This is a genomic window from Streptomyces sp. NPDC005898 (genome assembly GCF_040629635.1).
Lineage (GTDB): Bacteria > Actinomycetota > Actinomycetes > Streptomycetales > Streptomycetaceae > Streptomyces.
The window spans coordinates 63,504-85,780 of sequence record NZ_JBEXWC010000005.1; the positions used below are offsets into that span (position 1 = coordinate 63,504).

Here is a 22,277-nt window from a genome sequence, read left to right on the forward strand (position 1 = left end):
GCGGCGCCGCGAGGTCACAGCAGGGACGGCACCCGCTCCGCCGAGACCGACCGCGCCGCCCGCTCCAGGGCGCTGGCGAGCAGGGCCAGGTCGGTCGGGCCGTTCCCCAGCTCCCGGACGGGCCGGCGGGCCGGCGGGTCCCCCATCCGCTCCCACTCCAGCGGGACGACCGTGGGCCGCAGCGTCGCCGTACGCGGGATGCGTCCGGTGACCCGGCCCGCCTGGAAGGGCGTCGCCCGGCCGTCCGGGGAGCGCAGCTCGCCCCGCCCGGGCGCGGGCTCCTCCGGTCCCGGCACCACCGCGTCGAGGGCCACCCGCAGCGAGGCGCGCTGGCCCAGCTCGGTCTCCGGCATCCGCTCGCTGCGCCCGGTGGTCGCCACGAGGTGGACGCCGAGCCGCTCGCCGTCCCGCGCCACCGCCTCCAGGGCGCGGACGACGGACCCGGCGGCGGGCCGCCCCGGGGAGCCGAGGGCGGGCGAGAGCAGCGCGTCGAAGTCGTCGACGAGCACGACGAGCCGGGGCAGCGGCGGGCCGGGCTCGACCCGCTGCCGCGCCGCGGCGGGCCGCAGCCGCATGGTGGAACCGGACGACACGTCGAGGCCGCCGTCCGCTGCCTGGGCCTGCGCTTCTACGGGGGTCTGGGTTCGGCCCCGCGCATCCGAGGGGGCCTGCGCCCGCCCGGGGGACTGGTCCTGGGCCTGCGTCGGTGCTGCCGCGGAGGTCTGGCCCCGGGGCCGCGTCTGCGCTTGCGAGGGGACGTGCGCCCGCGCGGTGGGCCGGCCCTGCGCCTGCGCCGTCGACGGAGTCTGGGCCTCGGCCCGCGCCTGCCCCGGGGAGGCCTGTGCCTGCGTCTGGGCGGGCACGGAGGGGGAACCGGACGCGCTCGTGGCCCCGGCTCCCGAGACCCTGCCCGCTCCCGCTCCCGTACCCGTCCGGGAGGAGGACTGGGAGCGCTGGCTCACCATCCGTCCCGACACCTCGCGCTGGGTGTGCCACTCGGTGAATTCGAGCCGGCCCAGCAGCTCGGCCCGCCGCTTCAGCTCGGCGGCCAGGGACTGCGCGAACTCCCTCATCCGCACCGGGTCGTTGGCCACCAGGTGGGTGGTGACATGGGGCAGGTCCGTACAGGCGCCGAGCCCGGCACCCGGCCGGGCGGCGCCCCCGCCCCCGCTGTCCCGGCCGTCCACCAGCACGATGCCGAGCCGGTCGGGCCGCTCGGCGGCGGCCAGGGACGCGGCGACCGAGCGCAGCAGCTCCGTACGCCCGCTGCCCGCGGGGCCCTCGACGAGCAGATGCGGGCCGTCGGCGGCGAGGTCCGCGACGACCGGACCGCGCGGGCCCGCGCCGAGCACCGCGAGGGCCCGCCCGCCGAGCGCCTCCGGGTCGTCCGCGGCCGCCGCCCACCGCGCCATCAGCGAGGCGGGCGTGGCGCGGGCCAGCCCCAGCTCGTCCAGGAGCCGGGCGGCCTGGGGCAGCGGGGCGGACACGCGCGCGTGCCCCTCGCCGGCCGCGCCGTCCGTCCGCAGCGGCGCCAGGGCCCGGGCGAACCGCTCGGCCCAGGCCGCCGACACCGCGTCCACGGTGGCGACGGTGCCGTGCCCGGCGGGGCGCCCGCCGGCCGTCCGCATCAGCCGCAGCGCGGTCGCCACGTCACCGCTGAGCAGCGCGACGGCGCCGCACGCGCGGAAGGCGGGGGAGACGGCGCACGCCGCCTCGTAGGTGTCGAGGACCGGCGAGGCGGGCGAGGCCGCCGCCGTCTCGGCGAGGCACACCACGTGGATCCCGGCCCGCGCGCCCTCACCGGCGAGCCGGACCACGGCCTCCCGCAGCCCGGCCGCACCGGGGTCGCCGTCGACGACGACGACCGTGCGCGAGCCCGGCTCCCGGCGGGCGCCGTCCCCGGCGCGCGCGTCGGCGATGTGGTCGTCCAGGCGGCGGATCAGCTCGTCGGCGCGTGCCGCCGCCTGGTCGCGGTCGTAGGCGAGCAGGAGCCGGCAGTCCTGGCCGTGGGTGGGCCGCAGATGGGGGAGCCAGCCGAGCCAGGCCCACTCCTCGGTGCGCTCGGCGGTGGTGCGGGCCCGGTCCGTGCTGATCAGCACGATCTCCAGGCAGTCCGGGGAGTGCAGCGCGCCGAGCTGGGCGACGACGGCCCTGGCCAGGCCGGTCAGCCGCTCCCTGGGCCCCGCGAGGCCGAGCGCGCCCGCCTCCCGCAGGCTCACGGTGACGGGCACGGCGGGCAGCAGGCCCTGATCGCCGGGCCCCGCCCGGTCGACCGTGCCGAGCCGCACCGCGAGGGCCTCCGGGTGGTCCGGGCCGCGCTCCCACAGCCGGGGGCCGGGGCCGAGCGCCGCGAGCAGCAGGGCGGCGGGATCCGGCCACGACTCGGGCGTGCGCGCGGCGGCGGCCACGGCGAGTTCCTCGGGGGTGGGCTCCGGGGCGCCGAAACCGTCGTCCGCCTCACCGTCGTACGGCTCGTACTCCTCGTACGCGCCCTGGTCCTGGCCGCCGTCCCGGCCGCCGGTCAGGCGACGCGCCCAGGCCGAGAGGCCGCCGCGCCTGCGCAGCCCGCGCGGCACCGTCGTACCGCGCAACGGCGTCCCGAGGCGGGCGCCCTCGCCGGGGGAGGGCGCGTCACCGCCGGGCAGCCCGTACGCCCCCGGGGCGCCGGCGTGGGTCTCCGAGGACCGGTGTGCCGCGTCGTGCGCCGTCGGGGCGTGGGGCGTGCCGTGGGAGCCGCCGGGGTGGTGGCCGCCGTACGGCCCGGTCGTGCCGTCACCGCCCGCGGCTCCCCAGTTCCCCGAGCCGTACGCGTGCGGGGCGGGGCCGGTGGGGTGGGAGGGGGCGGGGAAGGCGGGCTGTGGGGCCTCGGCGGCCCGCACGCGCACGTGCCCCTCGCCGTCGGGGGCGGTCGCCAGGGTGCCGCCGGTGCCGGCGGCCGTGCCGAGGGCGCCGTCCGTCAGGCGCAGGGCGGACTCGCCGATCCGCAGCAGGGAGCCGGGCGCGAGCGGCACGGGGCGGTCGGTGACCTCCCTGCCGTCCACGGACGTGCCGTTCGTCGAGCCGAGGTCCGTGACCGTGACCCGGCCGTCCGGGGCGAGGGTGACCGCGCAGTGCAGCCGCGAGACGTCGGGGTCGTCCAGCGCGACGTCCGCCTCGGTGGAACGGCCGACGCGGATCTGGCCGCCGTGCAGCAGATGGACGCCGCCCGCGTCGGGGCCCGCCACCACGTGCAACTGGGCGGCCGCGCCGGTCGGTTCGGGGCCCGGCTCGGCGGGCGCGCCGAGGGAGAGCACCGCGCCGTCGATCAAGGGGGGCTCGCCGAGCGTGCACCGCTGGGCGTCGAGGCGCTCGGGGCCCGCGTAGAGCACGAGGGGGCCCTCGCTGCCCGCGACGGTCGTGGCGAGGCCGGAGACCACCGCCGCGAGCGCGGTCCCCGCGGGCGCGGTGACCAGGACGTCACAGGCGCCGTGAACCCCCGGCGCCGCCGTGGGGCGGCCTTGCTGCTCGGTCTGGCCGCTGCGCGGCCCGAGGACGGTCAGCCGGATCTGCATCGCCGTCAGCGGTCCCTTCTGCGCTGGGCGCCCGGCACGGGGACTCGCGCTGTGATTCCCCCCACCGCACACGGGCACGTCGGCCAGTACTGGAGGCATCCTCGCACCTGCCACCGACAACACGCCCGGCGGCCACCCGTAAGTGATCTTGATTGGTCGGCTCTGCTCGGAAAAGTGCCTGCTTGGACCGTTGCGGATATCTGTGGACCGTCTCCGGAGAAGGTCAATTCGAGAGTGCCCGGCAACCAATGGCCACCGGGACGCGTCTTTCCTCCGAAACACCGATCCGGAACGCTTTCGAGGCGCCCGCGAAACGCCTCCGGAAGGCCTTCGGAACGCTTCCGGAACGCCTCCGGAACGCCTGAGAGAGGAAAAGGCGGGGCGGAATCGGAGCGGCCGGTGTCCCGGTCGGCGGCACTACAGTGGATCGGAACACCTTCGGACAGCCCCCGGACAGGACCAGCGTCCGGTCGGGACCAGCCAGACCAGCAGGGAGCGCATGACGTGCGGCCGGTAGGCAGCAAGTACCTGCTCGAGGAGCCGCTCGGGCGCGGCGCCACGGGCACCGTCTGGCGGGCCCGCCAGCGGGAGACCGCGGGGGCCGAGGCGGCCGTTCCCGGCCAGCCCGGCGAGACGGTCGCGATCAAGGTCCTCAAGGAAGAGCTCGCCAACGACGCGGACGTCGTGATGCGCTTCCTCAGGGAGCGGTCCGTCCTGCTCAGGCTGACCCACGAGAACATCGTCAGGACGCGCGACCTCGTCGTCGAGGGCGACCTCCTCGCCCTGGTGATGGACCTGGTGGACGGCCCCGACCTGCACCGCTACCTGCGCGAGAACGGCCCGTTCACGCCGGTCGCGGCGGCCCTGCTGACCGCCCAGATCGCCGACGCGCTCGCCGCGAGCCACGCCGACGGCGTGGTGCACCGCGACCTGAAGCCGGCGAACGTCCTGCTGAAGCAGGACGCCGAGGGCATGCACCCGATGCTGACCGACTTCGGCATCGCCCGCCTCGCGGACTCCCCGGGCCTGACCCGCACGCATGAATTCGTCGGCACGCCCGCGTACGTCGCGCCGGAGTCCGCCGAGGGCCGCCCGCAGACCAGCGCCGTCGACATCTACGGCGCGGGCATCCTGCTGTACGAGCTGGTCACCGGCCGTCCGCCGTTCGGCGGGGGCTCCGCCCTCGAAGTGCTGCACCAGCACCTCAGCGCCGAGCCGCGCCGTCCCTCGACCGTGCCCGACCCGCTGTGGACGGTCATCGAGCGCTGCCTGGACAAGAACCCCGACCGCCGCCCGAGCGCCGAGAACCTCGCGCGCGGCCTGCGGACCGTCGCCGAGGGCATCGGCGTGCACTCCACCCCGGCGCAGATCGTCGCCGCGGAGGGCGTGGGCGCCCTGCTCATGCCGGACCCGGCGCCCGTGCACGTGCCGGACGCCCCCGGCGCGGCCGACCCCACGCAGGTCCTGCCGAACAACGCGGGCTCGTACGACCCGAACGCGGCGACCAGCGTCATGCGCGACACCGGCACCCCGGGCCACGGCCCCGGTGACGCCGACCCCACGTCCGTCCTGCCCCACCACGGCGCCGCCGACCCGACCGCCGTCATGCCGCCGGTCCCGCCGAACGGCCCCGGGAGCGACCCGAACGAGCCGCACCCCTGGCAGAACCAGATGCGCGCGGCCCGCGACCGCAACGAACAGACGCAGGTCCAGTCCTACCTCGACCCCAGCCAGGACCCGCTGCGCCGCCGCCCCCAGCGGCAGGTCGCCCGGCCCCAGCAGCAGCCGCAGCAGCCCCCGCCCCAGCATTACGCGCCGCGCCAGCCGCGCGGGCAGCGGTCCCAGCAGGGGCCGGCGCAGCAGCCGTACCAGCAGCAGCCTTACCAGGCGCCGCACCAGCCGCACCAGCCGCAGCGGTACGCGGCGCCCCCGGAGCCGCCCGCGCCCCAGGCGCCCGCCCCGCGCCCCGCGCGCGAGCCGCGTCCGCCGCGTCAGCGCAGCGCCAACCCGATGAAGATCCCGGGCCTCGGCTGCCTCAAGGGCTGCCTGTTCACGCTCGTCATCCTCTTCGTGGCGAGCTGGCTGGTCTGGGAGTTCAGCCCGCTCCAGGACTGGATCGGTTCCACGAAGGGGTACTGGGAGCAGCTGACGGACTGGTACGACACGGTCAGCGGCTGGATCGGCAAGCTCGGCGCCAAGTAGCGCGCGGACGGTTCTATGGATTTGTCGACATCTGCCGAGTGAAATCCGCTCCCGGAGTGAAGGTTGGCGGCGAGGACGCGTAGTTTTGTCGCCAACACGCATCCGTAGGAGCAGTCTTGACGCGCAAGATCGGCAGCCGGTACACCGCCCACCAGATCCTGGGCCGTGGCAGCGCCGGCACGGTGTGGCTCGGCGAAGGACCCGAGGGGCCTGTCGCCATCAAGCTGCTGCGCGAGGACCTGGCCTCCGACCAGGAACTCGTCGGCCGCTTCGTCCAGGAGCGCACGGCTCTGCTCAGCCTCGACCACGCGCGCGTGGTCGGCGTCCACGACCTGGTCGTCGACGGCAACGACCTGGCCCTGGTGATGGACCTCGTCCGCGGCACGGACCTGCGCACCCGCCTCGACCGCGAGCGGCGCATGGCCCCCGAGGCCGCCGTCGCCATCGTCGCGGACGTCGCCGACGGGCTCGCCGCCGCGCACGCCGCGGGGATCGTCCACCGCGACGTCAAGCCCGAGAACGTACTCCTGGACATGCAGGGCCCGCTCGGCCCCGGCGGGGCGCATCCCGCCCTGCTCACCGACTTCGGCGTCGCCAAGCTGATCGACTCGCCGCGCCGGACGCGCGCCACGAAGATCATCGGTACGCCGGACTACCTCGCGCCCGAGATCATCGAGGGCCTCCCGCCGCGCGCCGCCGTGGACATCTACGCCCTCGCGACGGTCCTGTACGAGCTGCTCGCCGGGTTCACGCCGTTCGGCGGAGGGCATCCCGGGGCGATCCTGCGGCGCCACGTCACCGAGACGGTGGTGCCGCTCCCGGGCATCCCCGAGGAGCTGTGGCAGCTCCTCGTGCAGTGCCTGGCCAAGGCCCCGGCGTCCCGGCTGCGCGCCTCCGAGCTGGCCGCGCGGCTGCGGGAGCTGCTGCCGCTGGTCGCCGGGATGCCGCCGCTGGACGTCGACGAACCGGACACGGAGCCTTCGCCGGCCGAGGAGGCGTACGAGGAGTCGGCGCCCGAGCCGCGGCAGTCCTCGCCCCGGCGGGGGGCGGTGCCCCTGGTGCGGGGCCCGGCGTCCGCGGACGCCAACCGGGACACGCATACGTCCATGCGGGTGCCGGGGCCCGACGAGCTGGCCGGCGGGGCGCGGGGCACGGCCCGGGTGCCTCGGCCGGCCGGGGCGGCGCGGCCCGGTTCCGCGAAGCATCGGGCGTCCACGCGGCGGCGCAGGATCACGCTCGGCGTGGCGGGGGTCGTCCTCGTCGCGGCGGCGGGGGTGGGGACGTGGGCGGCCACGTCGGGCGACGACGCGAACCCCCGCCCCGGCGACTCGGCCCCACCCACACCGTGAGCGGCCTCGCACGCTCTCGACCCGCCCGCACCATGAGGGGCCCCGGTACCTTCTCGGCGCGGCCCGCGCCTGGACGGACCCCGGCACGTCCTCGGTACCGCCCGCGCCATGACGTGGCCCGGCGTGCTCCCCGCCCCCGGACGGGGACCCGGCGCTGTCCGCGCCGTGACGCGGCCCGGCATGTTCCCCGCCCCCGGAGGGGGGAACCCGGGGCTGTCCGCACCGTGACGTGGCCTACTCGTTCCCCGCCTGCGGGCGGCTGGCCCGTCTCCCGCCGCTTCGCGGCGGATGCCTCCCACCCACCCACCCGTTCACCGGCGTCGGCCTGCGGGGCAGGGCCCCGGGGCTGTCCGCGCCGTGACGTGACGTGCCTGTTCCGCGTCTGCGGACGGGCGGGCCATCTCCCGCCCCGGAAGGGGGACCCGGCGCTGCCCCCGCCGTGATGCGTCCCGCTTGTTCCCCGCCCGTGCGTAGGTGGACCGCCTCCCGCCGCTTCGCGGCGGATGTTTCCCACCCACCCGCCCGTTCACCCGGGGTCGGCCTGCGGGGCGGGGAGCTGGGGGTCCGCGCCGTGACGTGACGTACCTGTTCCCCGTCTGGGGACGGGGAGGCTGTTTCCCGCCCCCGGCGGGGGAACCCCGGGTTGTCTGCGCCGTGACGCGGCCTGCTTGTTTTTCACCGCGGGTGGGTGGACCGTTTCCCGCCGCTTCGCGGCGGATGTCTCCCACCCACCCGCCCGTTTACCCGGCGTCGGCCTGCGAGGTGGCCCGTTTCGGCCCTGGCCGTTCACCCGGCGTCGGCCGGTGAGCCGGGCTCCTACGGGGCGGGTTGATGCGGGGTGAACGGGTGGGTGGGTGGGAGACGCCCTGGGGGTGAGCCGTATCGGCCTGGTATGTCCGGGTTCCACCGGGGCGGATTGATGCGGGGTAAGCGGGTGGGTGGGTGGGAGAACACCCTGTGGGGCAACCCATATCGGCCCCGGCCTGTCCGGGTTCCCGGGGATGGCTCGACGCGGGGTGAACGGGTGGGTGGGTGGGAGACGCCCTGGGGGGTGAGCCGTGTCGGCCCCAGCCTGGTCGGCTTCCTGCGGGAGGGGGCGACGCGGGTGGGGGAGACGCCCGCGCCGCCGACCCGGGGCCAGGCAGGAACCCCCGAGGCGCCCCCGCCAGGACCAGCTCGGTTGCCGCAGCCGTTACGCTGGAGTCGTGGCAGTCGTCGATGTATCCGAAGAGCTCAAGTCCCTCTCCTCGACCATGGAGTCGATCGAGGCCGTCCTGGACCTCGACAAGATGAGGGCCGATATCGCCGTGCTCGAGGAGCAGGCGGCCGCGCCGTCCCTGTGGGACGACCCCGACGCGGCGCAGAAGATCACCAGCAAGCTGAGCCACCTCCAGGCGGAGGTCAGGAAGGCCGAGGCGCTGCGCGGGCGCATCGACGACCTCAGCGTGCTGTTCGAGATGGCCGAGGAGGAGGACGACTCGGACACCCGCGCCGAGGCGGAGACCGAGCTGACGGCCGTCAGGAAGGCGCTGGACGAGCTGGAGGTCAGGACCCTCCTGTCCGGGGAGTACGACGCCCGTGAGGCGCTCGTCACCATCCGCGCGGAGGCCGGCGGCGTCGACGCCTCCGACTTCGCCGAGAAGCTCCAGCGCATGTACCTGCGCTGGGCCGAGCGCCACGGCTACAAGACGGAGCTGTACGAGACGTCGTACGCGGAAGAGGCCGGCATCAAGTCGACCACCTTCGCCGTCAACGTCCCGTACGCCTACGGCACCCTCTCCGTGGAGCAGGGCACCCACCGCCTCGTCCGCATCTCGCCGTTCGACAACCAGGGGCGTCGCCAGACCTCCTTCGCCGGCGTCGAGATCCTCCCGGTGGTCGAGCAGACCGACCACATCGAGATCGACGAGAGCGAGCTGCGCGTCGACGTGTACCGCTCCTCGGGCCCCGGCGGGCAGGGCGTCAACACCACGGACTCCGCGGTGCGCCTGACCCACCTGCCGACCGGCATCGTCGTCTCCTGTCAGAACGAGCGCTCGCAGATCCAGAACAAGGCGACCGCGATGAACGTCCTCCAGGCGAAGCTCCTCGAGCGCCGCCGCCAGGAGGAGCAGGCGAAGATGAACGCCCTCAAGGGCGACGGCGGCAACTCCTGGGGCAACCAGATGCGTTCGTACGTCCTGCACCCGTACCAGATGGTCAAGGACCTGCGCACGGAGTTCGAGGTCGGCAACCCGGAGTCGGTGTTCAACGGCGAGATCGACGGTTTCCTGGAAGCCGGAATTCGCTGGCGCAAGCAGCAGGAGAAGTAAAAACCGCCGAGAGCGGCTTTATCGACAAGGCAACTGCGGTCAAAGCGACGGCAGTTGCCTTTTTCGTCACAGTCACATCTCCCTACGCCGGTCAACTGCCCCAATATCGGACATCGCGCCCGCAACGACCTTGACGCTGCTGTGAAAAGTGGAAAGGGTGGCGCGCGGTATGCGTATCACTGGGGCGCGTGGGTACTGCGGGGGCTGCTCGAACGCCCCGGCGAACGCCGCCCCGGACGCTGCCTCTCTGACGATTCAGCTACTGGGGGTAGCAACCAGATGACCAAGAAGACGCGGATCCGTGTCGCGCGGATAGCCGCCGGTGCGGTGATCGCCGCCGGCGCCTCGCTGACCGCCGCGGGTGCCGCCTCGGCCCTCGACGTGGGCGTGGACCTCGGCGGTGTGGGCGCCGGCGCCCACGCGGACGACAGCGGCGTCGGGGTGGACGTGGACCTGGAGCCGGGCGAGGAGCCGACGAACGACCCGCCGGTGCCCACCGAGGAGCCGACGGACGACCCGCCGGAGCCCACCGGTGAGCCGACGGACCCGCCGGAGCCGACCGAGGACCCGGTGGACCCCGACCCGACCGACCCCACCGACCCGACCGACCCGCCCACCTCGGACCCGGGCGGCCCGAACGAGCCCGGCCACGGCAACGGCGGTGGCAACGGCAACGGCGGCGGGAACGGCCACGGCAACGGCGGTGGCAACGGCGGCGGCAACGACACCGACCCGGCCGGCGGCTCCAACCCCGTCGAGCAGGGCCAGGGCAAGGACAGCCTGACCGACACCGGCTCCCGGCCGGTCGAGCAGGGCGGCAGCAACAAGGGCACCGGTGGCAGCACCGGAGGCGCTGCCCGGGGCGGCAACGGCGAGCTGGCCGAGACCGGCGCCACCGAGACCACCTTCCTGGTGATCGGCGCCGCGACGATGATCGCCGGCGGCATCGGCTTCCGCGTCCTGCCGCGCCTCGTCGGCAACCGCGGCGCGGCCGCCTGACCGAGGCGTGAGCCGCGTGACGCACTGAGACGTACGGCACGTACACGACGTACGCAGTGCCGACGTACACAGTGCGGGTGTGCGCGGCGGGCAGGACAGGCATAGCAGGACATGCGCGCGAGAAGGGCCCGGGGCTTCATCGAAGCCTCGGGCCCTTCTCGGGTCCGGATTCCTGCCGCTCCGCGATTCCTGCCGCTCCGCGTTCGAGCGGCTGCGCGGACCGGGCGACTAGCGCTGCGCCAGCAGCGCCACCGCCGCGATCAGGACGACGAGCAGCGCTATCAGTGCCGCGGGATTGAGGCCCGCGAAGGGCCCCTCCTGCTGCATGCGCGCGCGATTGGCCCGGCACACGGGGCAACGGCCTTCACTCACGGGCGCTGCGCAGTTCGCGCATACCAACCGATCCAGGGTCATGCGCTTCTCCTCCCGCACAGTCTCAGCCTGCCCAACGCTACGGGGAACCCAATCGTTCCCCCTACCACTGTGCCAGCTTCCGCGGATTTCGGCGCGGCCCGCCGCCCCGCCACCGTTTCGGGGGTTCCGCACCCCCGTACCAGCGCGACAAACCGCGCAACTCCGGACGCCGACTGCGCTCGCGCACCGGGTTCGCGTAGGGTCACGCACACCTACCCCCGGCAACCCGTGGTGCATCCGTGATCCGTTTCGACAACGTCTCCAAGGCCTACCCCAAGCAGACCCGCCCCGCGCTCAGGGACGTCTCCCTGGAGATCGAGAAGGGCGAGTTCGTCTTCCTCGTGGGGTCCTCCGGCTCCGGAAAGTCCACTTTCCTGCGCCTCGTCCTGCGCGAGGAGCGCACCAGCCACGGCCAGGTGCACGTCCTGGGCAAGGACCTCGCGCGCCTGTCCAACTTCAAGGTGCCGCACATGCGCCGCCAGTTGGGCACCGTCTTCCAGGACTTCCGCCTGCTGCCCAACAAGACCGTCGCCGAGAACGTCGCCTTCGCGCAAGAGGTCATCGGCAAGTCCCGCGGCGAGATCCGCAAGTCCGTGCCCCAGGTCCTCGACCTGGTGGGACTCGGCGGCAAGGAGGACCGCATGCCCGGTGAGCTCTCCGGCGGTGAGCAGCAACGCGTCGCCATCGCGCGCGCGTTCGTCAACCGACCCAAGCTCCTCATCGCGGATGAGCCGACCGGCAACCTCGACCCGCAGACCTCCGTCGGCATCATGAAGCTGCTCGACCGGATCAACCGCACCGGCACCACCGTCGTGATGGCCACTCACGACCAGCAGATCGTGGACCAGATGCGCAAGCGGGTCATCGAGCTGGAGAAGGGCCGTCTCGTGCGCGACCAGTCGCGCGGCGTCTACGGCTACCAGCACTGACGGCTACGCCCCGCCCGTACCATCTGATCCACCTGATCCACTGAAAGGCCGCCATGCGCGCCCAGTTCGTCCTGTCGGAGATCGGCGTAGGTCTCCGCCGCAATCTCACGATGACCTTCGCGGTCATCGTCTCCGTAGCGCTTTCGCTCGCCCTCTTCGGCGGTTCGCTGCTCATGCGCGACCAGGTGAGCACGATGAAGGGCTACTGGTACGACAAGGTCAACGTCTCGATCTTCCTGTGCAACAAGGCCGACGCCGAGCAGGACCCCAAGTGCGCCAAGGGCGCCGTCACGAACGAGCAGAAGGACCAGATCCTGCGGGATCTGAAGAAGATGCCGGTCGTCGACACGGTCACGCACGAGACGGCGGACGAGGCGTACAAGCACTACAAGGAGCAGTTCGGCGACTCCCCGCTGTCCAGCTCCCTCACGCCGGACCAGATGCAGGAGTCCTACCGCGTCAAGCTGAAGGACCCGGAGAAGTACCAGGTCGTCGCCACCGCCTTCTCGGGGCGTGACGGCGTGCAGTCCGTGGAGGACCAGAAGGACTACCTGGAGAACCTCTTCGAGCTGCTCAACGGCATGAACTGGGCGGCCGTCGCCGTGATGGCGCTGATGCTCGTCGTCGCGCTGATGCTGATCGTCAACACCGTGCGCGTCTCGGCGTTCAGCCGCAGGCGGGAGACGGGCATCATGCGGCTGGTCGGCGCCTCCAGCTTCTACATCCAGATGCCGTTCATCATGGAGGCCGCCGTCGCCGGGCTCATCGGCGGCGCTCTCGCCTGCGGCATGCTCGTCGCGGGCCGCTACTTCATGATCGACCACGGTCTCGCGCTCTCCGAGAAGATCAACCTCATCAACTTCATCGGCTGGGACGCGGTCCTCACCAAGCTGCCGCTGGTGCTCGCGATCGGCCTGCTGATGCCCGCGCTCGCCGCCTTCTTCGCGTTGCGCAAGTACCTCAAGGTGTGACGAGTACCCTCGTCGTCCCAGGGCGCCGCATGGTTCAACCAACCGTGCGGCGCCCCTCGTTGTCCTAGACTCACCGGCATGTCAGGTCTCGACCGGTTCGCCGATCGGCTCGCCGTGCCCCCGCGCGTCCGCCGCCTCCGCCGCGGGGCCACGCTGACATTGGTCTTCGCGAGCGTCCTGGTCACCGGCGCCGCCACCGGCTCCTGGAGCGACACGGCGGACGACGGCCGAAACCCGCCGCCCCCCGCGACGCGGCCGGGAGCCGTCGCCCCGCTCGGCGGCGAGGCCGGCAGCGCCGAGGAGGCCGCCGACGCCGCCGCCGAGGCGATGGCCGACGGCAAGTCCGCCAAGGACGCCGCCGAGAAGGCCGTCAGCCGCAGCGGGGACCGCTGGGGCTCGGTGTACTCCCACGGGGAGTACCGGAAGTTCGAGCAGGCCCTGGACGGCGCGTACACCGGCGTCGGGTTGTGGGCCAGGCGCGGGGCCGACGGGCGCATCGAGGTCTCCCGGGTCCAAGAGGGCGGGCCGGCGGAGCGCGCCGGGATCCGCGAGGGCGACGGCCTGCGCGCCGTCGACGGCGAGCGCGTCACCGGCCGCCCCGTCACGGAGGTCGTCGCCCTGCTGCGCGGCGACCGCGCGGGCACCCCGGTGCGCCTGGGTCTGACGCGCGGCACGCGCGCGTGGAGCGAGACGCTGCGCAGGGCCCGCCTCTCCACGGACTCCGTCACCGTCACCGAGCTGTCCGACGGGGCCGTCATGATCAAGGTCGCCGCGTTCACCAAGGGCTCCGGTGAGGCGGTGCGCACGGCCGTGCGCGAGGCCCCCGAGGGCGCCGGGATCCTGCTCGACCTGCGCGGGAACTCCGGCGGCCTGGTCTCGGAGGCGGTCACCGCCTCGTCGGCGCTGGTCGACGGCGGTCTCGTCGCCACGTACGACGTGCGGGGCGAGCAGCGGGCCCTGCACGCCGAGCGGGGCGGCGACGCCCACCGGCCGGTGGTGGCGCTGGTCGACGGCGGCACCATGAGCGCCGCCGAGCTGCTCACGGGCGCCCTCCAGGACCGGGGCCGCGCGGTGGTGGTGGGCTCCAGGACCTTCGGCAAGGGGTCGGTCCAGATGCCGAGCCGTCTTCCCGACGGTTCCGTCGCCGAGCTGACCGTCGGGCACTACCGCACCCCCTCGGGGCGGGCGGTCGACGGGCGGGGCATCACCCCGGACCTGGAGGTCGAGCGCGGGGCGAAGGAGCGGGCCGAAGCGGTATTGACTGGCCTCGGACCCCCCTCGTAGTGCGAAAATGGCCGCACTATGGCGAAGGAAAAGGTAAAACGCAAGGCCGCGAAGGCCAATGAGAAGGCCCCCGCCCGCAAGATGGTCGCGCAGAACAAGAAGGCGCGGCACGACTACATCATCCTGGACACCTACGAGTGCGGCCTGGTGCTGATGGGCACCGAGGTCAAGTCGCTGCGGCTGGGCCGGGCCTCCCTGGTGGACGGCTTCGTGCAGATCGACCGGGGCGAGGCGTGGCTGCACAACATCCACGTCCCGGAGTACGTGCAGGGCACGTGGACCAACCACTCCGCCACGCGCAAGCGCAAGCTCCTGCTGCACCGCGCGGAGATCGACAAGCTGGAGTCCAAGTCGCAGGAGACGGGTCACACGATCGTGCCCCTGGCCCTGTACTTCAAGGACAGCCGGGTCAAGGTCGAGATCGCGCTGGCCAAGGGCAAGAAGGAGTACGACAAGCGGCAGACGCTGCGCGAGAAGCAGGACACGCGGGAGACGAACCGCGCGATCTCGGCGGCGCGGCGCCGGCAGGGCATCGCCTAGCCGTCCGCCGGGGCCGGGCGCCCGCGGGACCCGCGGGAATGGGCTGGCACCGTCGGGCATCGGTCACGTACGATGGGCCTTGCTCCGCACGGCAGGAGCACCGGGTCCCCGCCCAGCAGGGGCTCACATTGAAAAAACAACATGGGGATGATCGGTTTCGACAGCGGATGTCGAAGCAGGGGAAGCGTGTCGAGGAAGCGGCAATGATCTCGTAAACCATATGTCGCAAACAATAATCGCCAACACCAAGCGCGATTCCTTCGCCCTCGCTGCCTAAGTAGCGACTCGGTGAAGTGTCAGCCCGGGGCTGTTCCCGACCCGGATCCTGGCATCAGCTAGGGAACTAAACTTCTGGACCCGGTCACGGGGTCCAGGAGGAAATCAAACAGTGACTGGGCCCGTCGGCGACTTGTTCGCGTGATCGCCGGGGCCGAGAAAATCGCAGCGAACTGCACACGGAGAAGCCCTGATTCTGCACCGTTGGACGCGGGTTCGATTCCCGCCATCTCCACAATTCCCATGTGAGGTTGAAGCCCTCTGGCCCCGGCCAGGGGGCTTTTTCCGTGTCCGGCCGGAGCGGGGTCTGTCGCCCGGCGGCGCCTTCCGGGATGCTCCAGGGTCATGAGAAGACCCGTGAGACGCGTCAACCACCGTATGCGCCACTGGATCTGGCCCGCCGTGCTCGCCGTCACGGCGGCCACCCTCTCCGTCGGCTCCCCCGCCGGGGCCGACGCCGACCGCTCGGGGCTGCCCGAGGCCATCGACACCGTCCTCGGCGACCCCCGGCTGGAGGGCGCCGTCGCCAGTGTCGTCGTCGCCGACGCCGCGACCGGCGACGTCCTCTACCGGCACCGGCCCAGCGGCCGCCTCATGCCCGCCTCCAACACCAAGCTGCTCACCTCGGCCGCCGCCATGGAGCTGCTGGGGCCCGACCACCGGTTCACCACCGACGTACTGGCCGCCGGCCAACGGCAGGGCCGCGTCCTGCGCGGCGACCTGTATCTGCGGGGCACCGGCGACCCCACGACGCTCGCCGGGGACTACGACCGGCTCGCCGCGCAGGTCGCCGCTTCCGGCATCCGGCGCGTCTCCGGGCGCCTGATCGCCGACGACACCCGCTTCGACGCCCGGCGCGTCGGCGACACCTGGAGCGCCGACGACGAGTCCGCGTACTACGCGGCGCAGATCAGCGCCCTGAGCCTTGCCCCCGACACGGACTACGACACCGGCACGGTCATCGTCGAGGTGGCGCCGGGGGCGAGGGCAGGGGACAGGCCGCGGGTCACCCTGACGCCGAGGACCGACTACGTGGACGTCGATCTGCGGGCGCGGACCGTCGCCGGGGGCGGCGCGGACACCCTCGCCGTGGAGCGGCGGCACGGCACGAACACCCTCACCGTCAGCGGCACGGTCCCGGTCGGCGGGGCCACGACCAAGGAGTGGGTCACCGTCTGGGAGCCGACCGGATACGCGGCCGCCGTCTTCAGGGACGCGCTGGCCGCGCACGGGGTGCGGGTGAGCGGGCCGACTCGGACCGGGACCGCCACGCCCGAGGGCGCCCGGCGGCTCGCCTCGCACGCGTCCATGAAGCTGAAGGACCTCCTGGTGCCGTTCATGAAACTCTCCAACAACATGCACGCGGAGAGCCTCACCAAGGCCATGGGGTACGAGGCCACGGGGCGCCCGGGGAACTGGGGCGACGGCATCACCGCGATCGGCGGCTATCTGAAGACCGCCGGCGTCGACCCGGGCCGGCTGCGCCAGGTCGACGGCTCGGGCCTCTCGCGCAAGGACAACGCCCCGGCCGACCAGTACATCGCGCTGCTGCGTGCGGTGCGGGGCGAGCCGTGGTTCGCGGACTGGTACGCGTCGCTGCCGGTGGCCTGCGGGCCCGGCAAGTCCGTCGGCGGCACGCTCCGCTCGCGGATGTGCGGCACCCCGGCGGCCCTCAACGCCCGCGCCAAGACCGGCACGTTGACGGGCGCCTCCGCGCTGTCCGGCTACGTGACGGACAAGGGCGGCCGCGAACTGGTGTTCAGCGTCATCCTCAACAACCACCTGGCCCCCTTGGTGAAGGCGCTGGAGGACGCGATCGTCGTCACCCTCGCCTCGTCCACGGAGGACAAGGCGGTACCGGTCACGCCCCGTTCGTCGCGCGCGGCCAAAAACGGCGACCACGGCCAGGACGCCGACGTGGAGTGCTCGTGGCGGAAGCCTGCGCGCTGCTGAGCAACAGGGCGAGGCAGGCGGTCCGACCGCCTGCCTCGGGGGTGCGGCCACACAGGGGTGACCGCCCGGTGGCCGGCCGTTCAGTATCCGGCCGTGAAGCGGCCGCGGGGGTGGCGGGGGGATTCCGTCTCGTCGAGCAGGGCCACCGCCAAGTCCTCCATGGACAGGGAGGACTTGCCCGCCGCGTCTATAAGGAGTTCGTCCCTGCCGAGGCGGAAGCGGGCCGTACGGACGCCCGGTTCCAGGAGCGCCGGGGGGCTCAGGTAGGTCCAGTTCACGGGGGTGTCCGCGGTGCGCAGTGCCTCGTACTGGGCGTTGGAGGCCTCGGCCACGTGGCGCCACGCCGGGGGGACGAACCTCGGGTCGTCGATCACCCGGGTGCCGTCCGTGCCGGGGACCGTCAGGCTGCCCGCCCCGCCGATGACCAGGAGGCGGACGTCCGGGGTGGCGGCGAGGCCCGCCAGGAGGGCCCTGGTGACGGCCGCGTGGTCGGCCTCGCGGCCCGGCGCCGGTCTCGTGGCGTTCACCACGACGTCCTGCCCGGCGGCCAGCTCCGCCACCTGGGCCGGGTCCCCCGCGTCGCCCGTGCGGTGCGTGGCGCGGGGGTGCAGTTCGGTGAAGCGGGCCCGGTCGCGGACGACCGCGGTGACCTCGTGGCCGCGGGTCAGTGCCTCGGTGACGACGCGGCTGCCGGCGGTCCCCGCTCCTCCGAAGACGGTGATGCGCATGGGTTCTCCTCGGGTTCGTGTTCGTGTTCGCGTATGGGGGCGTGGGCGGTGACGAGGGGCGGGGTCAGGACTTGCCGGCGCGGCGCAGGTTCTGGCCGAGGAAGACGCTCGCCAGGACCAGGAGCAGGCCGCCGACCTGCCAGAACGTGAGCGTCTGGCCGAGGAGCAGCAGGCCCGCGAGCGTCGCCACCACCGGGTTGGTCAGGCCGAGGAAGGACACCGACGAGGCGGGGAGGCGTTCGATGCCGCGGAACCACAGGGCGTACGCGATGGCCGTGCCGATGACGCCGAGGTAGGCGTACCCGGCGATGTTGGCGCCGGTGAAGTGGTCGGGCAGGCCCTCCGCGGTGAGGGCGAGGGGCGCGAGGACCAGTCCGCCCGCGGTGAGCTGCCAGCCGGTGAGCGTGAGCAGCGAGACTCCCTCGGGGCGGCCCCAGCGCTTGCTGAGGACCACGGCCAGGGCCATCAGCGTGGTGGCCGCCAGCATCGCGGCGATCCCGGTGGCGTCGACCGCCGCGCTGCCGCGCAGCACCAGCAGGGCGACGCCCACGACGCCGACCAGGCCCGCGATCAGCGTACGGCGGGTGGGCCGCACCTTCAGGACGCCGGCCCCGAGGCCCGCCACCAGCAGCGGCATGACCGCGCTGATCGTGGAGGCGACCCCGCCGGGCAGGCGGTAGGCGCCGAAGAAGAGGAGCGGGAAGAACGCCCCGAAGTTGAGCATCCCGAGCACGGCCGCCTTCCACCACCAGTCGCCGCGCGGCAGCCGGCGGGTGAGCGCGAGCAGGATCAGGCCGGCGGGCAGCGCGCGCAGGGCGGCGGCGAGCAGCGGGCGGTCCGGGGGGAGCAGCTCGGTGGTCGTCACGTAGGTCGTGCCCCAGGTGGCCGGGCCGATGGCGGCGAGCGCGGCGACACCGGCGGCGGCCTTGGCCGAGGTGCGGGGCGCCCGGGTGCCGGGGGCCGTGGGCGCTGCGGCCGGACGCTGTGCGGCGGTGCTGTGGCTGACGGACATGACGGTTCCCCTCGTTGTTCCCCTGAACGCTGTTATTCTCAACGTTGAGATAAATATGGACCAGCGGTCCGCGAACGTCAAGTATCTGAATGTTGAGAGATTCTTCGTTGAGATGCCTGACGCTCAGATGCCTGACGCTCAGATACCGAGCGCTGAGAAAACCGCCTCAGGAAGAACCCGAAGGAGCAGCACCCCATGGCCGACCAGCAGCCCGCCGAGCAGCAGCCCGCCGACCCCCGCCCCGACGCCATCGACGAGCTCCGCTCCCAGTGGCGCCGCGAACGTCCCGACCTGGCACTCTCCGGCCTGGACGCGATGGCCCTGGTGGGCCGCATCAAGCGCGCCGACCACCTGTTGAGCAAGGGCATGAAGAAGGTGTTCGCCGAGTACAACCTGGAGTTCCCGGAGTTCGACGTGCTCGCCACGCTGCGCCGCGTCGGCGCCCCGCACGAGCTGACCGCGGGCGGCCTCCTGAAGACCGCGATGGTGACCTCGGGCGCCATCACCAACCGCCTCGACAAGCTGGAGCGCAAGGGGCTGATCGAGCGCCGCCCCGACCCCGCCGACCGCCGGGCCATCCGCGTACGCCTCACCGAGGCCGGACTCGACCTGGTGGACCGCGCGGTGGTCGACCACATCGCCAACGAGGAGCGCATGCTGGCCGCCCTGACCCCCGCCGACCGCGAGGCGCTGGACCGGGCGCTGCGCCGCCTCCTGGTCTCCCTCGGGGACACCCACCTCGGCTGACCGGCCGCCCATGCCCCCACCGGCCGCCCGCACCCCTCGGCGGCGGCCCGCCCTCACCACCGCGCCCCGCCCCCGGTGAGAGCAACGTTCCCCGCCGGTCACCCGACGCCACAGGACCGAAACGCGCTCTCCCTACCTTCGGGACCGACGCCACCCCGGCCGCGCCGGCCGGGGCCGGTGGGCGCGGACGCGGATGTGGACGCGGACGTGGTTGCGGACTAGCCGTGGAGGCACGTGATGTGGATCGAGCGGTGGGACCCGGAGGACGAGAGGTTCTGGAAGGAGGAGGGGGGCGAGCGCGTCGCCCGGCGGAACCTCGCCTTCTCGGTGCTCTCCGAGCACATCGGGTTCTCCATCTGGAGCATGTGGTCCGTGCTGGTCCTGTTCATGGGACCGGAGTACGGGATCGACCCGGCGGGCAAGTTCTTCCTGGTGTCGATGGCCACCCTGGTGGGCGCCGTCGTCCGCGTCCCGTACACCTTCGCCGTCGCCCGCTTCGGCGGCCGCAACTGGACCGTCATCGCCGCCTCGCTGCTGCTCGCGCCGACCGTCGCCGCCTTCGCGGTCATGGAACCGGGGACCTCCTACACCACCTTCATGGTGTGCGCGCTGCTCACCGGCGTCGGCGGGGGCAACTTCGCGTCCAGCATGACCAACATCAACTCCTTCTTCCCGCTGCGGCAGAAGGGCTGGGCGCTCGGCCTCAACGCGGGGGGCGGCAACATCGGCGTACCGGTCGTGCAGCTCGTCGGGCTCGCCGTCATCGGGGCGAGCGGCGGGCCCCGGGTGGTGCTCGGGATCTACATCCCGCTGATCCTCCTCTCCGTCTTCTGCGCCGCCCGCCACATGGACAGCATCTCCTCCGTGCGCAACGACACCGGGGCGGTCAGGGCGGCGGCGCGGGACGCGCACACATGGATCATGGCGTTCCTGTACGTGGGGACGTTCGGCTCGTTCATCGGGTACAGCTTCGCCTTCGGGCTCGTCCTGCAGACGCAGTTCGGGCGCACGCCGCTGGAGGCCGCCCAGATCACCTTCATCGGCCCGCTGCTCGGCTCCCTCATCCGGCCCGTGGGCGGACGGTTCGCCGACCGGTTCGGCGGCGCCCGCATCACCCTCGGCAACTTCGTCGGGATGGGGGCCGCGACCGGCGTCATCGTGGTGGCCTCCGTCAAGGAGTCGCTGCCGCTGTTCGTCGGCGCCTTCATCGCGCTGTTCGTGCTCACCGGGCTCGGCAACGGCTCGACGTACAAGATGATCCCCGGCATCTTCCAGACCAAGGCGGAGCGCAAGGGGCTCGTGGGCGAGGAGGCCGCGGCCTACGGGCGGCGGCTGTCGGGGGCGGCGATGGGGCTGATCGGGGCGGTCGGCGCGCTCGGCGGGCTCGGCATCAACCTCGCGCTGCGGCAGTCCTTCCAGAGCGCCGGGTCGGGCACGGGCGCCTACGTCGGGTTCCTCGCCTTCTACGGGGTGTGCTCCGTCCTCACCTGGGCCGTATACCTTCGCGGGAAGGCGGCCACGCGGACGGTCGCCGGAGCCGACCAGGACGCGAAGCCGCGGCTCAGCTACGCCGAGGTGTGACGTAACACGGCGGACATCGCCGTGATCCGGGCCTGTCACGCACGATTGACAGGCTCGGTCGTCCGCCGCCCACGAGCCACGAGCGGGACGAGACGAGACGTAACCATGCACGCCACTCCACCACAGCCCAGCAGCCCCTCACCCGGCCCGTCGTCCGGTGCGCGGCCGGCGCACGGACCCCTCGCCGGATTCACCGTGGGCGTGACCGCCGCCCGCCGCGCCGACGAGCTCGGCACGCTGCTCCAGCGGCGCGGCGCCACCGTGCTGCACGCCCCCGCCCTGCGCATCGTGCCGCTCGCCGACGACAGTGAACTGCTCGCCGCGACCCGGCAGTTGATCGACCACGCGCCGGACGTCGTGGTCGCCACCACCGCCATCGGGTTCCGCGGCTGGATCGAGGCCGCCGACGGCTGGGGGTACGGCGACGCCCTGCTCGGCTGCCTGCGCGGCGTGGAGCTGCTCGCCCGCGGGCCGAAGGTGAAGGGCGCGGTGCGCGCCGCCGGGCTCACCGAGGAGTGGTCGCCCTCCTCCGAGTCCATGGCGGAGGTCCTCGACCGGCTGCTCGGCGAGGGCGTCGCGGGACGGCGTATCGCCCTGCAGCTGCACGGCGAGCCGCTGCCCGGCTTCGTCGAGGCGCTGGAGGCCGGGGGCGCGGAGGTCGTCGGCGTACCGGTGTACCGGTGGCTGCCGCCGGAGGACCTCGCCCCCGTGGACCGGCTGCTCGACGCGACGGCCGGGCGGGGCGTGGACGCGCTGACGTTCACCAGCGCGCCCGCCGCCGCCTCGCTGCTGGCGCGGGCGGAGGAGCGGGGCATGGCCGCCGAGTTCCTCGCCGCCCTCGACCACGACGTCCTGGCCGCCTGTGTGGGGCCCGTGACGGCGCTGCCGCTCCAGTCCCGCGGGGTGGTCACCGTGCAGCCCGAGCGCTTCCGGCTCGGCCCGCTCGTCCAGCTGCTGTGCCAGGAACTGCCCTCGCGCGCCCGGGTGTTGCCCGTCGCCGGGCACCGGGTCGAGATCCGGGGTCACGCCGTGCTGGTCGACGAGGAGCTGCGGGCCGTGCCGCCCGCCGGCATGGCCCTGCTGCGCGCCCTCGCCCGCCGCCCCGGCTGGGTGGTCGCCCGCGCCGAGCTGCTGCGCGCGCTGCCCGGCGCGGGCCGCGACGAGCACGCGGTGGAGACGGCGATGGCCCGGCTGCGTACGTCGCTGGGGGCGCCGAAGCTGATCCAGACGGTGGTCAAGCGGGGGTACCGGCTGGCGGTCGACCCGACGGCGGAGTCCAAGTACGGCCAGTGACCGTCCGGCCGGCCCCGCCGCCCCGCGACAAGCAACCGCCCGCCCCCGAAAAGCTGACGCCGCGTCCGATGCGTGCGGTGGCAGGGGTTCCGGACCCGGCGGGGGACGGGCACTGTAGGGAGTACGCGGTGCGCGG

Annotated in this window: 16 protein-coding genes and 1 other RNA gene; 13 read left to right on the forward strand and 4 right to left on the reverse strand. The window is 73.5% G+C overall.

Annotated features, from left to right (window positions below; all coding sequences use genetic code 11):
* Positions 1–14: 14 nt before the first annotated feature.
* Positions 15–3,551: an FHA domain-containing protein gene (locus ABZ385_RS09310; RefSeq protein WP_358910648.1), complete on the reverse strand. Its 3,537-nt coding sequence runs from the start codon at positions 3,549–3,551 to the stop codon at positions 15–17.
* Between the two features lie 504 nt (positions 3,552–4,055).
* On the opposite strand from ABZ385_RS09310, the gene ABZ385_RS09315 reads away from it, so the two are divergent.
* The 4 genes from ABZ385_RS09315 to ABZ385_RS09330 all read left to right on the forward strand — a co-directional run bounded on the left by ABZ385_RS09315 (position 4,056) and on the right by ABZ385_RS09330 (position 10,413).
* Complete coding sequence (locus tag ABZ385_RS09315) at positions 4,056–5,753, forward strand: protein kinase (protein ID WP_358910650.1); 1,698 nt, start codon at positions 4,056–4,058, stop codon at positions 5,751–5,753.
* Between the two features lie 116 nt (positions 5,754–5,869).
* A complete protein-coding gene (locus tag ABZ385_RS09320) occupies positions 5,870–7,102 on the forward strand; it encodes a serine/threonine-protein kinase (protein WP_358584541.1) in 1,233 nt (410 codons plus the stop codon).
* Between the two features lie 1,205 nt (positions 7,103–8,307).
* Positions 8,308–9,414 (forward strand): peptide chain release factor 2, encoded by a 1,107-nt coding sequence (gene prfB / locus ABZ385_RS09325; protein WP_358584543.1) that lies wholly within the window; start codon positions 8,308–8,310, stop codon positions 9,412–9,414.
* 279 nt (positions 9,415–9,693) lie between these two features.
* Positions 9,694–10,413, forward strand: a complete 720-nt coding sequence (locus ABZ385_RS09330) for a hypothetical protein (protein ID WP_358910652.1) — start codon at positions 9,694–9,696, stop codon at positions 10,411–10,413.
* 228 nt (positions 10,414–10,641) lie between these two features.
* Here the strand turns inward: ABZ385_RS09330 and ABZ385_RS09335 are convergent, their stop codons facing one another.
* Positions 10,642–10,827: a hypothetical protein gene (locus tag ABZ385_RS09335; protein ID WP_358584547.1), complete on the reverse strand. Its 186-nt coding sequence runs from the start codon at positions 10,825–10,827 to the stop codon at positions 10,642–10,644.
* A gap of 239 nt (positions 10,828–11,066) precedes the next feature.
* Between ABZ385_RS09335 and ftsE the strand changes: the two genes are divergently transcribed.
* The 6 genes from ftsE to dacB all read left to right on the forward strand — a co-directional run bounded on the left by ftsE (position 11,067) and on the right by dacB (position 16,780).
* The gene (gene ftsE / locus ABZ385_RS09340) at positions 11,067–11,756 is read left to right on the forward strand and encodes a cell division ATP-binding protein FtsE (RefSeq protein WP_358584549.1); all 690 of its coding nucleotides are present in this window, start codon (positions 11,067–11,069) and stop codon (positions 11,754–11,756) included.
* A gap of 53 nt (positions 11,757–11,809) precedes the next feature.
* A complete protein-coding gene (ftsX, locus tag ABZ385_RS09345; RefSeq protein ID WP_358584551.1) occupies positions 11,810–12,727 on the forward strand; it encodes a permease-like cell division protein FtsX in 918 nt (305 codons plus the stop codon).
* Between the two features lie 78 nt (positions 12,728–12,805).
* Positions 12,806–14,011 (forward strand): S41 family peptidase, encoded by a 1,206-nt coding sequence (locus ABZ385_RS09350; protein ID WP_358910654.1) that lies wholly within the window; start codon positions 12,806–12,808, stop codon positions 14,009–14,011.
* Positions 14,012–14,029: 18 nt separating this feature from the next.
* A complete protein-coding gene (gene smpB, locus ABZ385_RS09355) occupies positions 14,030–14,551 on the forward strand; it encodes an SsrA-binding protein SmpB (RefSeq protein ID WP_358584555.1) in 522 nt (173 codons plus the stop codon).
* 143 nt (positions 14,552–14,694) lie between these two features.
* Positions 14,695–15,065, forward strand: a transfer-messenger RNA (tmRNA) gene (gene ssrA / locus ABZ385_RS09360).
* A gap of 107 nt (positions 15,066–15,172) precedes the next feature.
* Complete coding sequence (gene dacB / locus ABZ385_RS09365; RefSeq protein WP_358910656.1) at positions 15,173–16,780, forward strand: D-alanyl-D-alanine carboxypeptidase/D-alanyl-D-alanine-endopeptidase; 1,608 nt, start codon at positions 15,173–15,175, stop codon at positions 16,778–16,780.
* An 80-nt stretch (positions 16,781–16,860) separates the two neighbouring features.
* On the opposite strand, the gene ABZ385_RS09370 is transcribed toward dacB, so the two are convergent.
* Together ABZ385_RS09370 and ABZ385_RS09375 are read right to left on the reverse strand one after the other, a co-directional pair.
* Positions 16,861–17,508, reverse strand: coding sequence for an NAD(P)H-binding protein (locus ABZ385_RS09370; protein ID WP_358910657.1), 648 nt, complete (start codon positions 17,506–17,508; stop codon positions 16,861–16,863).
* A 64-nt stretch (positions 17,509–17,572) separates the two neighbouring features.
* Entirely contained in the window at positions 17,573–18,520 is a 948-nt protein-coding gene (locus tag ABZ385_RS09375; protein ID WP_358584561.1) for an EamA family transporter, read from the reverse strand.
* A 195-nt stretch (positions 18,521–18,715) separates the two neighbouring features.
* Here ABZ385_RS09375 and ABZ385_RS09380 point away from each other — a divergent pair, with 195 nt between their 5' ends.
* The 3 genes from ABZ385_RS09380 (at position 18,716) to ABZ385_RS09390 (ending at position 22,141) form a co-directional block, all read left to right on the forward strand.
* Positions 18,716–19,267, forward strand: a complete 552-nt coding sequence (locus tag ABZ385_RS09380; RefSeq protein WP_358910659.1) for a MarR family transcriptional regulator — start codon at positions 18,716–18,718, stop codon at positions 19,265–19,267.
* A gap of 237 nt (positions 19,268–19,504) precedes the next feature.
* Positions 19,505–20,848 (forward strand): nitrate/nitrite transporter, encoded by a 1,344-nt coding sequence (locus tag ABZ385_RS09385; RefSeq protein ID WP_358910661.1) that lies wholly within the window; start codon positions 19,505–19,507, stop codon positions 20,846–20,848.
* Between the two features lie 105 nt (positions 20,849–20,953).
* The gene (locus tag ABZ385_RS09390) at positions 20,954–22,141 is read left to right on the forward strand and encodes a uroporphyrinogen-III synthase (RefSeq protein ID WP_358910663.1); all 1,188 of its coding nucleotides are present in this window, start codon (positions 20,954–20,956) and stop codon (positions 22,139–22,141) included.
* Positions 22,142–22,277 lie beyond the last annotated feature (136 nt).